Origin of the sequence: Arsukibacterium sp., from assembly GCF_018402695.1 — a bacterium.
GTDB lineage: Bacteria > Pseudomonadota > Gammaproteobacteria > Enterobacterales > Alteromonadaceae > Alishewanella.
In genome coordinates this window covers 27,131-42,002 of sequence record NZ_JAGYIM010000023.1, presented here as the reverse complement: position 1 = coordinate 42,002, position 14,872 = coordinate 27,131, and the positions used below count along the sequence as shown (strand labels likewise).

General features: G+C 49.9%; 13 protein-coding genes. 5 read left to right on the top strand and 8 right to left on the bottom strand.

What is annotated here, in order from left to right:
* Window positions 1-5: 5 nt before the first annotated feature.
* Window positions 6-1,715, top strand: a complete 1,710-nt coding sequence (locus tag KG631_RS15265) for a hypothetical protein (protein ID WP_214000536.1) — start codon at window positions 6-8, stop codon at window positions 1,713-1,715.
* Window positions 1,716-1,737: 22 nt separating this feature from the next.
* Here KG631_RS15265 and KG631_RS15260 read toward each other — a convergent pair whose 3' ends face one another.
* The 8 genes from KG631_RS15260 to KG631_RS15225 all read right to left on the bottom strand — a co-directional run bounded on the left by KG631_RS15260 (window position 1,738) and on the right by KG631_RS15225 (window position 9,724).
* Window positions 1,738-2,532 carry a putative hydro-lyase gene (locus KG631_RS15260; RefSeq protein ID WP_214000535.1) on the bottom strand — a complete coding sequence of 265 codons (795 nt, stop codon included), beginning with the start codon at window positions 2,530-2,532 and terminating at the stop codon, window positions 1,738-1,740.
* Between the two features lie 12 nt (window positions 2,533-2,544).
* Window positions 2,545-4,626 carry an ATP-dependent DNA helicase RecG gene (recG, locus tag KG631_RS15255; RefSeq protein ID WP_214000534.1) on the bottom strand — a complete coding sequence of 694 codons (2,082 nt, stop codon included), beginning with the start codon at window positions 4,624-4,626 and terminating at the stop codon, window positions 2,545-2,547.
* Between the two features lie 91 nt (window positions 4,627-4,717).
* Window positions 4,718-5,551, bottom strand: coding sequence for a transporter substrate-binding domain-containing protein (locus tag KG631_RS15250; protein ID WP_214000533.1), 834 nt, complete (start codon window positions 5,549-5,551; stop codon window positions 4,718-4,720).
* A complete protein-coding gene (locus tag KG631_RS15245; protein WP_214000532.1) occupies window positions 5,551-5,943 on the bottom strand; it encodes a RidA family protein in 393 nt (130 codons plus the stop codon). Before KG631_RS15245 ends, KG631_RS15250 begins: the two co-directional genes overlap by 1 nt.
* 4 nt (window positions 5,944-5,947) lie before the next feature.
* Window positions 5,948-8,068 (bottom strand): bifunctional GTP diphosphokinase/guanosine-3',5'-bis pyrophosphate 3'-pyrophosphohydrolase, encoded by a 2,121-nt coding sequence (gene spoT, locus KG631_RS15240; RefSeq protein WP_214000531.1) that lies wholly within the window; start codon window positions 8,066-8,068, stop codon window positions 5,948-5,950.
* Between the two features lie 118 nt (window positions 8,069-8,186).
* Entirely contained in the window at window positions 8,187-8,462 is a 276-nt protein-coding gene (rpoZ, locus tag KG631_RS15235; RefSeq protein ID WP_214000530.1) for a DNA-directed RNA polymerase subunit omega, read from the bottom strand.
* A 48-nt stretch (window positions 8,463-8,510) separates the two neighbouring features.
* Window positions 8,511-9,143 carry a guanylate kinase gene (gene gmk, locus KG631_RS15230; RefSeq protein ID WP_214000529.1) on the bottom strand — a complete coding sequence of 211 codons (633 nt, stop codon included), beginning with the start codon at window positions 9,141-9,143 and terminating at the stop codon, window positions 8,511-8,513.
* Window positions 9,144-9,247: 104 nt separating this feature from the next.
* Window positions 9,248-9,724 carry a DUF4442 domain-containing protein gene (locus tag KG631_RS15225; protein ID WP_214000528.1) on the bottom strand — a complete coding sequence of 159 codons (477 nt, stop codon included), beginning with the start codon at window positions 9,722-9,724 and terminating at the stop codon, window positions 9,248-9,250.
* A gap of 179 nt (window positions 9,725-9,903) precedes the next feature.
* Between KG631_RS15225 and KG631_RS15220 the strand changes: the two genes are divergently transcribed.
* From KG631_RS15220 to KG631_RS15205, 4 genes are all read left to right on the top strand, one after another.
* The gene (locus KG631_RS15220; protein WP_214000527.1) at window positions 9,904-11,247 is read left to right on the top strand and encodes a two-component regulator propeller domain-containing protein; all 1,344 of its coding nucleotides are present in this window, start codon (window positions 9,904-9,906) and stop codon (window positions 11,245-11,247) included.
* A gap of 20 nt (window positions 11,248-11,267) precedes the next feature.
* Window positions 11,268-12,860: a GGDEF domain-containing protein gene (locus tag KG631_RS15215; protein WP_214000526.1), complete on the top strand. Its 1,593-nt coding sequence runs from the start codon at window positions 11,268-11,270 to the stop codon at window positions 12,858-12,860.
* 426 nt (window positions 12,861-13,286) lie between these two features.
* Window positions 13,287-13,814 carry a hypothetical protein gene (locus tag KG631_RS15210; RefSeq protein ID WP_214000525.1) on the top strand — a complete coding sequence of 176 codons (528 nt, stop codon included), beginning with the start codon at window positions 13,287-13,289 and terminating at the stop codon, window positions 13,812-13,814.
* A complete protein-coding gene (locus KG631_RS15205; RefSeq protein WP_214000524.1) occupies window positions 13,807-14,718 on the top strand; it encodes a nucleotidyl transferase AbiEii/AbiGii toxin family protein in 912 nt (303 codons plus the stop codon). The genes KG631_RS15210 and KG631_RS15205 overlap by 8 nt, the downstream gene beginning before the upstream one ends.
* Window positions 14,719-14,872 lie beyond the last annotated feature (154 nt).

Sequence of the window (14,872 nt, the reverse complement as noted above, 5' to 3'; positions counted from 1 at the left end):
GGCCTGTGGCCAAACTGATTATTGCCGGCGGTGTTGCCCTCATCAGCATACTGCCTTTCAGTTATCTGTCGTATATCAGCAACGTGCCGCAGCAGGCGTTGCAAGCCCATTATGCCAAAATGCAATGCATCGAATTTAACCGTGAGCGGGCCGAGCTGCACGAGTTTGCATTAAACCGCTTTCCAAACTCGATTACTGAGCAGCGCTTAAAGCCGTGGCAATTGCTGCCGGTTAACTGGTCTTATGCTGATTTTCAGCAACGTTGTGCTGGCGTCAGTAGCAGTGGCCTGCCAGACGATTACCCGAAGCTCAGTACTATTATTGGTAATACCTATTTATGGCAGTGGGTAAAAACCTTTCTGGTCAGGGTTGCGCCGCTTGACCCCGCCAATGACGCAGTGCAGCAGTTACACGACAGTGGCAACAGCCCTAAATCTGCCGGGCAGCTGCTGGGCCTGAGTTTGCGCTTTTTACTGCCATTGCTGTTATTTCTGATGTTATGGCAGCTGTATGTGCGACGGGTGCTGTGGCAGAGACTGGGTTATGACAGTGACTTTTTGCGCCATATCCACCGGTTATGCAACCAGACACAGCCGGTAGCCGCTAAACGTTTGGTCGCCGGATTGCATTTGCAGCTGACAGCGTGCCCACCTGCCGGTGTTAATTTGCAGACGCTGTTAAAACATGTGCAGTTGGCGGATAGCGGCGACAGCAGTAATACCCTGTTGCAGCCAGGCTTTAAGCAACTTTACCGGCAAAGTGCCATCTTGCAGCACGATGATCAGTTGCAGTTGCAAAATATGTCGATAATGGTGCAGCAGAGCAAAGCGGGTGGACCACTGCAGGTCACACTGAGCCAGATAGATACCTGTCTGGATGGCCCGCGCCGGCGGCAGCAGCTGTTAGCACTGATCACAGAATTTAAAACTCTGACTTTGCTGGGGCAGCTTAGCGAATTTAACTTAGTGATGGGCTTTAATACGCTTCAACGATTGACGATAAAAGATGACCTGGCAGCGGCCGGTGAGCGGATAATGGAACAAACCGAATATCTGGCCTGGTCGGAATGCCTGCTTAATTTTAATGTGCAGCTGCCAGCAACGCTGGCGGAACCATTAGATACCGATATGTTGCAGCAGGAGATAAATGCCTATCCGCTGCTTGGCCCCTTGCCGGTAAGTACAGAACAGTTAAACCAGCAGCATGCTGAACCACAGCCAGGCATCTGGCGAGGTAACGGCGGCCTTAGCACCCGCCAGTGGGCAACCCTGAATTTTATTCTGCAGCATGCCGATGCCTTGTATCGGTATAAATGGGAAAGCTGCAGTAACGAAGAAAAACTGGCGCTGTTTAATCTGGCCAATGGTCATCAGCTTAATCCGTTAAATTGCCTGATGATTGAGCACCTGGCCATTAATGGCCTGCTGCGGGTAAATCGCGGCCGCTTAGCGTTGGTAAACCGCAGTTTCCGCCAGTTTGTGCTAAATGCTGAACCATCTGAAACTTTGCGCCAGCTGGTAAAAGTGGGCGAAGCCGGGGTTTGGAAAAACTACCGGCTGACGTTTGCCATCGTGGTCATTGTGATCGTTGGTGGCATAGCGTTAACGTCTGGCCAGTCGTTACACATTGTTGCCGCCTCTATTGCCGGGGTACTGGGCAGTATTATCAGCGTGTTCAGCAGCGGCAGTACCTTGCGCAACTATTTTAAAAGCTGAGAGAATAACTTTTTCGTTATGTTCACAGTATCGATAACTTACTGTTAGGGATATCTAACACCAGCATATGGCCGGGACTGTGGGTAATACAAAAATCCACTTTGGCATTGGCAATAGCGACCTGGGGTGTTACGCCACAGGCCCAGAATACCGGCACTTCGCCCGGTTTTATTGTTACGGCATCACCAAAATCGGGTTTAGTAATATCACTAATGCCAATAGCGGCCGGATCACCAAAGTGCACCGGCGCGCCGTGTACCTGTGGAAAGCGTGAGCAAATTTGAATAGCCCGTATGGCATCGGCCGGTTTCATCGGCCGCATACTGACCACCATGCCGCCATGAAATACCCCGGCTGGCACACAGGGTATAGTAGTGCGGTACATAGGCACGTTTACTTGCTCAGTAATATTGCGGATTTCCAGGCCATCGGCCAGCAGTGACTCTTCGAATGAAAACGAGCAGCCAATGAGAAAGGTAACGAAATCATCCCGCCAGTAATCGCTGATATCAATCACTTCATTAGTTAGCTCGCCCCGCTGGAAAACCCGGTATTTGGGCAGGTCGCTGCGAATATCCAGCTGCTCTGCCAGGGCTGGCATATCGGTGGCACCGGGCAGCGCGGCCATACCCAGCAATGGGCATGGCTTGGGGTTAAAGTGACAGAACTGCAAAAAGTCGGCGGCATATTGCTTAGGTAAGATGGCCATATTGGCCTGGACGAAGCCGGGCGCTAAGCCTGAAGTGGTGCCGCTGAACTGGCCACTGCGGCACTGCTGGCGCAGATGCAGCGGACTTAACTGTTGTAACTCTTTCATTTGGGGTTTCCTTCAGGCATTGCCATAAATATCTTTGTTTGCCAGCCAGCGCCGGATAAGTTGCTGACTCGCCGCCGGGTCCTGTTGCCACAATTTGGCAGCCAGTTGCCGGGCATGTGGAATAAGCTCGGCATCGCGGCTGAGATCAGCAATTTTAAACTGCAGCAAGCCGGTCTGGCGGGTGCCGAGCAGCTCGCCCGGGCCACGAATTTCCAGATCGCGCTGGGCAATCACAAAGCCATCGTTAGAGTCACGTAATACGCTAAGCCTGGCCTGAGCCGTTTTTGATAAAGGCGCATGGTACAACAACACACAATGTGACACTGCACTGCCGCGACCCACCCGACCGCGCAACTGGTGCAACTGCGCCAGGCCGAGCCGCTCGGGGTTTTCAATAATCATTAAACTGGCATTAGGGACATCTACCCCGACTTCAATAACTGTAGTTGCGACCAGTAAGTCGAGCTCGCCACTGCTGAAGCGCGCCATAATATCTTGTTTTTCATTACTTTTAAGCCGGCCATGTACCAGGCCAACATTAAGTTCTGGTAAGGCATTGGCCAAACTGGCGGCGGTGTCTTCCGCCGCCTGACACTGCAGCACTTCAGACTCTTCTATAAGGGTACACACCCAGTATACCTGGCGTTTATCCTGTAAAACGCCGTTCCGCACCCGTTCGATGATGTCCTGGCGCCGGCTGTCAGGGATCGCGACCGTGGTTACCGGAGTGCGGCCGGGTGGTAATTCGTCGATGACTGATGTATCCAGATCAGCATAGGCCGTCATGGCCAGCGTGCGTGGAATTGGAGTGGCGGTCATTACCAATTGATGCGGATAGACCCCGGGCATCCCGCCTTTTTCCCGCAGGGCTAAGCGTTGGTGCACGCCAAAACGATGCTGCTCGTCAATGATAATCAGTGCCAGCTTGCAAAAGCTGACACTTTGCTGAAATAACGCATGGGTGCCCAGTACCATCTGGGCGCTGCCATCAGCCAGCTGGTTAAGTACTTCATCCCGTGCTTTACCTTTGGTTTTACCCCCCAGCCACGCGACATGGATGCCGAGCGTGCTAAACCAGTTACTGAAATTAGCCGCATGTTGTTCGGCCAGCAATTCAGTCGGGGCCATTAACGCCACCTGATAACCCTGGCCTATTGCTGTTAGTGCGGCCAGCGCCGCAACCAGGGTTTTGCCGGAGCCGACATCCCCTTGCACCAGGCGCAGCATGGGTAGTGGCTTTGCTAAATCCTGCCTCAGCTCGGCTACCACCCGTTGCTGGGCGCCAGTAAGCGTAAACGGTAAGCTGGCTAAAAAAGTCTGCTCTATGTCTGGTGTATGGGGCAGGGCAACTGCCCGTTGTTGCTGGCTTTGACTGCGCAGCTGGTTCATGCTCAGTTGCTGGGCAACCAGCTCTTCCAGGATCAGCCGCTGTTGTGCCGGATGGCGGCCTTGCTCCAGCAGGCTAAGCTGGGCATCGGGCGGGGGCCGGTGAATGTACGCCAGGGCGTCGGCCAGTGACCAGGGGGTACTGAGTAAGTTTGGCGGCAGGTATTCTGCCGGGGTATAGCGTTTCAGGTAATCAAGTGCTGTGTCGGTGAGTTTGCGCCAGCTGGCCTGCTTGATACCTTCCGTGGTCGGGTACACGGGGGTAAGGGTTTCAGCTACCTGTTGTAGCTGGTCATCCTGTTGTACCCGGTATTCCGGATGGAGCATTTCAATGCCCCGTGGGCCACGTTTTACTTCACCAAACAGCCGCAGTTTAACGCCGGGGGTTACCGCGTTCTTCTGGGCCGCACTGAAGTGAAAAAACCGGCAGGTTAAAAACCCGCTACCGTCGGTTACCTTTACCAGCCAGCTACGTCTTTTGCCAAACTGGATCTCGCTAGTTACTACTTCAGCCAGCACGGTGGCATGAATAGCCGGCATTAAGTCGGCAATCGGATAAATCCGGGTGCGGTCTTCGTAGCGCAGGGGCAAATGAAACAATAAGTCCTGCACACTGGCGATGCCAAGCTTGTCCAGGCGCTCTGCCACTTTGGCACCTACGCCTTTGATCAGGCTGATGCTGAGGCTATCCAGTCGGGTATGTGGCAAAGGGATCTCTTACTGTAGCGGAAGCATGTTTTTAGTGTAAACCGGGAACGGACAGAGGCAAAGTATTAATCTGTTTAGGGCGTGTTGACGTTTAAGGTTGTTGAAGTTTAAGCTCTTTCACATCAGGTCGGTTTTCCGGGTTGCGGATAAGCCGTGCGACGGTACCGTCATCAATCATGGCTTTTAAATGCTGTTGCAGCAAGGACTTTAACGCGGCATTCGGGCTATTTCTGGCAAGAGCCAGGTGAATATTATCAGGGGTATCATCGCTGAAATCGAGCGGCGCAATTTTAAAACGTTGCTGATAACTGCTGATAGCGTTGATGGCTTCAGTAGTGCTGATAGTAGGCGCAACGATACCATCAATTCGCTTACGCAAAAGCATTTCCAGCGCGACCTCTATGCTGTCTACCTGAGCAATATGGCGTGACTCTTCGGCTATCAGCGCCATGGTGGCCGGGTTGTACAAGTAGTGGCGTAAGGTTGCCAGCGTCAGGCTCCGCAACTGGGTTTTACTGTCAATCAGCCGCTGGTCGGCTTTTCGCATAAATAAGCTTTCTGCCACATTGTTACTGTAAGGCAGCAAATACATAAACTGGCTGCGCTCATCGCTGTATCTCAGGTTACTCATCAGGTCGACCTCACCCTGTTCCATCAGCTTTAAACAGCGGGCGAGGTTAGTGCGGGGGGTAAAACTCAGCTTAAACCCAGCCCGGTCCGCCAGTTCCTGCATTAATACCACAGACGGACCGGTAGGCGTGTCGCTGATATCGTACTCGTGAAAATACGGAAAGTGATCCAGACACCAAACCAGAGTGGGGCGCTCAATAAGCTGTGGCTGAATTTCGGCCACCGCAGGTTGGGGGGGCAGCCAAAACCACAGCACCAGCGCTAACAGGTGGCACTTTATTGTTGTTTTGAGCATCAGTGGGTAGACGGCACTTCCATCACGCCGTCAATTTCAATTTGGGCGTTGCGAGGTAACGCACTGACCTGAACCGCCGCTCTGGCCGGATAAGGTTCAGCAAAGTACTCACTCATGATCTGGTTAACAGTGGCGAACTGGCCCAGATCAGTCAGGAAAATATTCACCTTAACCATATTATTCAGGTTACCACCGGCCGCTTCACAGACTGCGGTGAGGTTTTTAAATACCTGATGCGTTTGCTCGGCAAAATCTTCTGACACCATCTGCATCGTCGCAGGGACCAGCGGGATCTGACCTGATAAATAGACAGTGGTACCAATTTTTACCGCCTGGCTGTAAGTGCCAATAGCAGCAGGGGCTGCTTCAGTGCGAATAATGACTTTCGACATAAAATTATTTCCTTCTGTAAACTTTTTGCACGTCTGGCATGACCCGGATTTTCCGCATGACATTGGCCAGATGCACCCTGTCCTGCACCGACAGGGTAATTTTAATCACATATTCACCGGTATCGCGGTCGTCAGTAACCAGATCCTGAATATTTGAGTTTTGGCTGGCAATAAGGGTAGTCAGCTTCGCCAGTACACCCTGGCGGTTAATAATAAATACCCGGATATCGCACAAAAACTGCTTATCGCTGGTGTTATCCCAGCGAATTGGGAAAAACTTGGCAGGGTCGCGCTCCCAGCCTTTAATATTACGACAGTCGCTGCGATGCACATTCAGGCCTTTGCCCGGGGTGGCGTTGGCGACAATTTCATCGCCCGGAATTGGCCGGCAGCATTTGGCAAACGTGACCAGCATGCCCTCAGAGCCAACAATAAAGGCATTGCTTTTTGGCAAGGGAGAGCTGTTTTTGCCGCTGGTATCATCAGCTTCAAACTCACCCAGTAAGCGCCGGGCAATCGCCACCGGTAACTGGTTGCCCAGACCAATTTCGCTGCACAGCGCATCGAAGGATTGCTGGTGGACGTTTTTTAATACCTGCTCAATCCGCTCAGAGGCAATGTCTTCCAGTTTTACTTCTCCCAGCGCCGAAGTGAGCAGCCGCTTACCCAGGCTGATTGCTTCATTTTGCTGCTGGCGTTTTAAATAATTCCGAATTCCCAGAATGGCCCGGCTGGTCACGACATAGTTCAGCCAGTTGGCATTCGGCTTGCCGCCAGGACTGGTTATGATTTCAACGGTCTGGCCGGTTTCCAGTGGTTTGCTGAGTGAATAGGGCCGGCGATCTATTTTGGCCCCGACACAGCGGTTACCGACATCGGTGTGCACGGCATAGGCAAAATCTACTGCGGTGGCGCCAATGGGCAGCTCGACAATTTTACCTTTTGGGGTAAATACGTAGAGTTCTTCCGGATAAAGCTCTGATTTGACGTTCTCGACAAACTCGTAACTGGTACCGGCACTTTGCTGCAGCTCCAGCAGGCTTTGCATCCAGCGATGCGCCCGGATTTGCGCTGTGGTGTCCTGGTGCTCACCGTTGGATTTATACATCCAGTGTGCAGCAATACCCTTGTCGGCCATTTCGTCCATTTCACGGGTACGCATCTGAATTTCAACCGGAATACCGTGTGGGCCGATTAGTGAGGTATGCAGCGACTGATAGCCATTTTGTTTCGGGATGGCAATATAGTCTTTAAAACGTATTTCAATCGGCTTGTACAGGTTGTGGACCAAACCAAGGATGCGGTAGCAGTTATCAATAGAATTGACCACCACCCGAAAGGCATAAATGTCCATGACGTCATTGAACATCAGCTCTTTATTTTTCATTTTGCGGTAAATACTGTACAGGTGTTTTTCCCGGCCACTAACATCGGCTTCAATACCGGCATCGCTGATCCTGCCCCGAATTTCATTCTGCACTTTTTCCAGCAACTCGCGGCGGTTGCCACGGGCCAGTTTTACTGCACTGCCCAGTGCCCGGTAGCGCATTGGGTAAAGTGCCTGGAAGCCGAGATCTTCCAGTTCATTTTTAATATTATGAATACCAAGACGGTTGGCAATGGGGGCATACAGCTCGAGCGTTTCTTTGGCAATCCGCCGGCGCTTTTCCGGACGCAAGGCGCCGAGGGTGCGCATATTGTGGGTGCGGTCGGCCAGTTTTATCAGAATTACCCGGATATCCTGGGTCATCGCCATAAACATTTTTTGCAGGTTTGTGGCTTCAAATTCCTGATAATCTTTGAATTTAACTTTATCGAGCTTACTGACCCCCTGTACCAGTTCGGCAACGGTGTCACCAAACAGCCGGGCTAAATCTTCTTTGCTGTATTCGGTGTCTTCAATAACGTCATGCAGCAGCGCGGCCATCAGGGTTTCATGGTCCATCCGCATTTCAGCCAGAATGCTGGTAACCGCTACCGGGTGAGTAATATAAGGTTCGCCGCTGGAGCGGGTTTGCGGGGCATGCGCGTCGCGCGCGACAACATAGGCCTGCTGCACCAGACTGACCTGCTCGGCAGGCAGATAGGCGGAAATTTGATTTTTCAGGCCTTCAAATAAATACACAAACGCTCCCAAACTTCGACAGCTGAAAATTCATGATGCTGGTTAGTTAAGAATATACGTCTAAAACACGCAGATGCCAACGGCTAAAGCGCCGCTGGCAATATTTGGCAGGGGACTTTTACTGATCAGAACCGATAATTGCGGCAACAGCGGCCATTTCAGTTGCCTCTTGCTGCATCTGGTCGCGTTTTTCCTGTTCATCAAGAATGCTGTTAGTAATAAAACCCTGTTCAATTTCACGCAGCGCCACCACGGTAGGTTTGTCGTTTTCACGATCAACCATGGGCTCTTTGCCTTCCACTGACAGTTGACGGGCACGACGGGCCGCAACCAGAATTAAATCGAAACGGTTACCAATTTTATCTACTGCATCTTCAACTGTTACGCGAGCCATTCGCCACTCCGGAGTGTTCAGGTATATTACAAGACCGCATAGTTTACGCTATTTTGCTGGTTTCGCCAACAGTTGTTGCATTAACTGTTGGTGCCGGCTTTGCTGTGACAACAAGCTGTTGCGCTGGCTTAATACGATGTGGGTTAACTCGCGCAGCGCCTGGTTAAAGTCATCATTAATAATCAGGTATTCGTATTCATCAGCATGCTGCATTTCACTTTGCGCCTGTGCCATTCGTTTGGCAATAACCTGTTCGCTGTCCTGCCCCCGCTGCACCAACCGTTGCTGCAACGCTTCCATACTGGGTGGCAGAATAAAAATACCCAGGGTGCCTGGCGCTTGTTCGCGAATTTGCCGTGCACCCTGCCAGTCAATATCCAGGAACACATCTATACCCTGGCGCAGGTTGGCGACAATGGCGCTGCGTGAGGTACCGTAATAATTGCCAAAAACTTCAGCCCACTCCAGAAATTCGTTGTCGGCTATCAGCTTTTTAAACTGCTCCACACTGATGAAGTGATAATGTACACCATCAATTTCACCAGGTCGTGGCTGGCGGGTAGTATGGGAGACGCTGACCTGCATATCAGCATGGTTTTTCAATAAGGCATTGATTAAAGATGATTTTCCAGCCCCGCTGGGCGCCGAGACAATAAAAAGGTTACCGCTGAGTTCTTGCATCGCTACACTCGGATAGGGCCAGAGGCCAGAATAAATAAAGGGCAATTTTAGACTGTCCGCCGCTTGGGCGCAAACCCAGGCCTGCTGCTTTGTTTAACAGGCGTTCAGCGCTTTGGTTTTGCTTTGACTGACAGGGTCAGGGTGAAGCTGGCCATTGGCTCTGCACCATGCAGACTGGGGCAGGTTACTACTACCGTAACCGGTTTATTAATCCGCTCGCCACTTGCCAGCGATTCATCCAGCATCTGATCAATTGTCTCACCATCGTTGCTGGTAAAATGAACGGTAGCTTCAGGACGTTTTAAAAACTGGCCCTGCACATCTTTAAACGCAAAGTTAGCATTAACGCCGCGGGCTTTGGCTTTAGAAAATACCAGGAATGCACCCGCCAGATCGGCGCCAATAGCCAATGCGCCGAAATAGACGCTGCCAAGATGATTTTTAGTACGCCAGCTATGTGGCATGGTCACCTCAAGCGTGCTGTTGCTGATCCGGACAATTTTGGGTGAACAAAAACCAATGAGTGGAATATAGCGCCAGGCGAACAGCCTGAGCCCCCAGTTTGCTTTAAACAATGACATGATAAACCTGCTTTATTGCCAATACTTTATCGAGCTTAGCACTGGTAAGACCAATAGCGCAACACTACCGTTGAGAGGCTAAAAAGCACCATTCGTCAGCTTTTGGTAAAAACTGGCACAGGCTTTTTAGTAGAGTAACAGCTATTATCAGGGTGTAAACAGAGCAAGGAGCCGGTTTGGTGTTCAGATATTTTTTGGCGGCAATACTCATGTCGATGTTGTTGACAGTGAGTACCGGCCTGAAGGCAATGCCCGGTGCGCTGGATAAGGCATCGATATTACACCGGGGCTGGTCAGTGGAAGCCGGTCTGCCGCAAGTGTCTGTCGCCGCCATGGCACAGGATAAGCAAGGTTATATCTGGCTGGGTACCCAGGGAGGGCTGGCCCGGTTTGATGGCCATCAGTTTACGGTTTTCAATACCGCTAATACCCCAGAGCTGCAGTCCAATTTAATTACTGCACTATATTTAGATAGCGAAAACCGGCTGTGGATTGGCACCGTCAATGGTTTAAGCTATTACCACAATAATGAATTTACGGCCATTGATATCAGCGATATTAAACCCGGTTCAATTACCAGTTTTGCTGAATTAACCGATGGCCGTTTTTTTATCGGTGCCAATAAATTATATCAATGGCAGCAACAACAATTGCTACCGGTGACAGAACATAACGGACCGGTTTTCCAGCTTAAGCAACAGGACGATACGTTATGGATAGGTGGCCAGCATGGGTTTGCTGCCTATCAGCAGCAACAGTACCGTTGGTACCCGGCACCAGCCGCAACCGAGGAGTTACAGGTTACAGAACTGGCTGTGAGAGGAAGTGTTGTTTTTCTTGGAACTAATAACGGTTTGTTTAGTTGGCAGCAGGGTCGTTGGCAGGCTCTGGAATTACCGGGTGCGGCGCCGGACAGCCGCATTGAACTGATGTATCAGGATAAACAGCAGCAATTGTGGGTCTCGACGCTCAATGGTTTATATCAGGTGTTACCGGGCCAGATAATGCAGGTGCAGCAAGCCGGCGCGCCAGACAAGCCGTTCAGATGGATTGAAAGTATACTGGAAGATCAGCATCAGAATGTCTGGCTGGGTAGCCGGACCCATGGGGTTATCCGGTTGCGCAACGCACTGACAGAGCGCTACAGCACCGAAGCCGGTATACCTGACCCCTTTAGTTGGGCCGTGCTACCCTGGCAGCGGCATCTGATGGTGGGCACCAGTCAGGGTATGGCATTGCTGCGGGATGGCGAATTTCAACCGTTACTGGCTAATCAGCAGTTACCCAGTCCGTATGTCTATAGTTTGTTGCATCAGCAGAATGATCTTTGGGTGGGTACCCGGGCCGGTTTGAGTTTGCTGGATGCAGAAACTCTGGCCTGGCAGAAGAATTTCCCACAAACTGCTCATCTGCTCATCACCACTTTGGTAGCAGAGCAGCAACGGATTTGGGTAGGCAGCAATGGTGGCTTGTATGTACTGGAGAATGGTGAATTAACTCAGCAGGGATCACGCCACCATTAAACGAATTAAGTATCAGGGCATTGTTTGCGGACAGTATCGGCCGGTTTTGGGTAGGCACCGAATCAGGGTTATATTTGCGGGATGCAGAGCAGTTTCAACCTGTGCTCGACATACCTTTAGCCAATAGATTTATCAGTGTTATTACCGAGTTTGCCGATGGCAATATGCTTATTGGCAGCTTTGATCAGGGTTTTGTTTTAGGTAAGCCAGGCGAATGGCAGCATTTTACGCAGCAAAATGGTTTGCCCGGCAATGGTGTTATGCATGCCGAACTGGTAAACGATAAACTGATTATCAGTAACTTTGAAGGTTTTTACCGGCTGGATTACCCGGCGTTGCAACAAGGTAAAATCAGTAAACTATATATGTTAGTTGATGACCGTCAACCAGAGGCTGCCACGGACTCGCATCGCTGTTGTAATGGTGCTGGTAGCAATAAAGGTGCGGTTCATCAGGGACGGATCTGGTTTCCAACCCTTAATGGCATTATTGGCTTGCGGTTAGACCGTCTGAACAGCTATGCGCCGGTGCCGGTACCGGTGTTGGAAAGTTTAACTGCTGGCAATCAACTATTTAATGGAGATGCAGCTAAATTAGCCCCAGAGCAGCGGGACTGGCATTTCCGGTTTAGCGCACCTTATTACTATCAGGCATCATCGATTGATACGCGTTATCAACTGGAAGGCTATGAACAAAACTGGATTGATGCCGGTAGCCGGCGTGAGGCGTTTTACACTAATTTGCCGCCGGGTAACTATCGGTTTAACGTGCAGGTTAAAGTGGCCGGCGATTATCGCTGGAGTGACGCCGCAACGATGGATATTCAGTTACAACCTTACTGGCATGAAACCATAACTGCGCGCTTGTTGCTACTGGGACTATTGCTGGCGTTGTTCTGGTTGGTGTATCGACTGAGGTTAGCTTCACTGGCTAATGCCCGCAAAGAGTTAAGCCGGCAGGTTACAGAGCGGACTCAGGAGTTATACCAGGCCAACCTGAAGTTACAACAAATGAGTATGCAAGATGCCCTGACCGAACTGCACAACCGGCATTATCTTGATATAAATATCGATGCAATGCAGGCCCGGGCGCAGCGCAGTGAGCAGCCGCTGGCCTGGATTCTGTTAGATTTAGATTACTTTAAACGAATTAATGACCGTTACGGCCACCAACTTGGTGACAGTGTGTTAAAACATTTTGCCGGCATTCTGCAGCAACATAGCCGCAGTAATGACCATCTTATTCGCTGGGGCGGCGAAGAGTTTCTGCTGGTACTGGAGCAAAGTAGTGAGGTTCAGCATTATATTGAACGGCTGCAACAACTGGTGCACAACTATCCGTGGCAACAACAGCTGGGCGCACCGGTTAATATTACCTGCTCAATTGGCGCCATCATTCAGCCGCCGGGCTGGGATTGGCAATATAGTCTGTATTTAGCTGATGCAGCGCTGTATAAGATTAAAAATTCTGGCCGGGCAGATTACATGCTGTTACAACCCTGCGCCGATGCCCCGGCCAGTATAGCCAATAACGATAAGCGAGCAGAACTGGACGAGCTACTTGCCAGACACTGGCTGACAGCCAGCCGGGGTAAGCAGCTGGCTGAAGTTTAAGCTGGCAAAGCTATTCTACGTTCTGGATCTGCTCGTTGATTTAAAATAATTTTTATTTTAAATCATGAAGATAGTTTATATTTGTTGGTGGTTTTTTAGTTTTACCTGCCATTTTATCCACCATTTTACGCCTGCTTGATTTGTCGCTCAAATAACAGGAAACATCTCGTGCTACTACAGGCATGCCAAACGTTTAGAGGTGTCTTTATGAAGTCACATAATTCGTTTTGCTTTACTTAAAACAAGTTGCGTAATGCCCAGAATACCTTTGCCGTGGTGATTGTTGCCCACGCTTATGTGAGTTAGGTTGACTATTAGATGTACATTTTATTACCTAATTAGTGCTTTTTTGTGCACTGTTAGGTTGAAGATTTTGCTGCTTAGGTCTACACTTTTTAACCAATATTGTTATTTTTCGTGTGCTTTATGTCAAAAGCTGACAAATTACTACTGGTTTTTGCCAACGCGGTTAAGGCTGGCGGTGGCATTCATAGTGCTGCAGAGCTTGCTTTTATGCTGGGAGAGCCATACACGCCTGCCTTTACGAAATTTCTGGCTGACCGGGTGAAAAAAGGGCAGCTTAGGAGAGTGGCCCAAGGGCTGTACGAAAGTGTGTTAACACCGCCAGAGCCTGAAACTGCAATCTATAAAATCATCAAAAAACTGCGCAGTGATGAACTGAATTATATTAGTCTGGAAAGTCAGTTAAGTTCAACCGGTGACATTTCGCAAGTGATAATGGATAGGGTTACCGTGGTGACAAAAGGCAGAACCGGCACCTTTACCACGCCTTATGGCGTGATTGAGTTTACCCACACCAAAAGGCCAGTCGAGCAGATTGCCGCCAATCTGTATTTTGACCCTGATATTAAAATGTATCGTGCCAACACCGAACAAGCGCTTGCCGACCTTAAGCGTTGTCAGCGCAATTTGCATATGCTGGTGAATGAATAGTGAGAGTATCAGGATGCTAAAACAACAACTTCGTCAAATTGTGCAAGCGAATCCAGACTATGCCGCCATTACCCCTGTTATTGAGAAAGAGATCCTGCACCACGACATTATGGCGGTATTGATCAAGCAAGGTGCGATGCAAAGCCTGACCTTTATTGGCGGGACCTCCTTGCGTATGTGTTACAACAGTACCCGCTTATCAGAGGATCTCGATTTTAACGGTGGCCATAATTTCAAGCCGGCAGATTTTGACGGCCTGGAAGCTGACATTCAAAAGTATATTCAGGACAAATATGAAACTGAAGTGTGGGTAAATAAACCTTCAGCAGCCAATCAGGGCGATACCGTTTCCTGGAAAATCAGTATCGTTAAAGAGGCAAATCGCCCAGACTTACCCCGGCAAAAAATGCATATCGATGTCTGTGCTATTCCTTCATTCGACATTGAAAAAAGGCCCTTGTTAAACCATTACAACATCGTGGTACCCACAGAAGGGATCCTGGTGCCGGTGCAATCACTGCAGGAAACACTGGCAGATAAATTTATCGCCGTCGCTTATCGGGCAAGAAGAATTAAGCCTCGCGATATTTGGGATATCGTCTGGATCAAACAACGTGGCATAGCGCTGTCAAAACAGCTGGTAGAAAAAAAATTAGCGGCAAGAAACAAACATAAAGACGACTTTAGAACAGCGCTCGAGCTGCAAATCAATAAGCTGCGACAAGATGATGAAGTTAGAGCCGATTTTAATATGGAAATGAGCCGTTTTATTCCAAGCCAGATCAAAGCGCGTACGGTAGACAACCCTGAATATTGGGCTTATGTGCAATCGGAGGTTAGTGCTACAGCCGCAGAGTTATTGGGTAGCAGTTTACCTAAGAATAAGTTTGATATGGGAATGTAAAGCTTGCTGAACTAAAACTTGGCTTTCTGAGGCTTAGGTGATTAGCCTGGCTATTCACCTCACTGAATGAGCAGATTAGTTAACGTATTCATCTCAACAAGGTAAACCCGGTAACTGCCTGCCGGCATTTAGTTAAATTGGTTAAAATGGGGTG

Excerpts from the sequence above, each read along its gene's own strand:
- KG631_RS15250 (WP_214000533.1), bottom strand. The coding sequence starts at position 5,551 with ATGCTCAAAACAACAATAAAGTGCCACCTGTTAGCGCTGGTGCTGTGG.
- KG631_RS15225 (WP_214000528.1), bottom strand. The coding sequence starts at position 9,724 with ATGTCATTGTTTAAAGCAAACTGGGGGCTCAGGCTGTTCGCCTGGCGC.
- KG631_RS15245 (WP_214000532.1), bottom strand. The coding sequence starts at position 5,943 with ATGTCGAAAGTCATTATTCGCACTGAAGCAGCCCCTGCTGCTATTGGC.
- KG631_RS15205 (WP_214000524.1), top strand. The coding sequence starts at position 13,807 with ATGAATAGTGAGAGTATCAGGATGCTAAAACAACAACTTCGTCAAATT.
- KG631_RS15260 (WP_214000535.1), bottom strand. The coding sequence starts at position 2,532 with ATGAAAGAGTTACAACAGTTAAGTCCGCTGCATCTGCGCCAGCAGTGC.
- rpoZ (WP_214000530.1), bottom strand. The coding sequence starts at position 8,462 with ATGGCTCGCGTAACAGTTGAAGATGCAGTAGATAAAATTGGTAACCGT.
- gmk (WP_214000529.1), bottom strand. The coding sequence starts at position 9,143 with ATGCAAGAACTCAGCGGTAACCTTTTTATTGTCTCGGCGCCCAGCGGG.
- KG631_RS15210 (WP_214000525.1), top strand. The coding sequence starts at position 13,287 with ATGTCAAAAGCTGACAAATTACTACTGGTTTTTGCCAACGCGGTTAAG.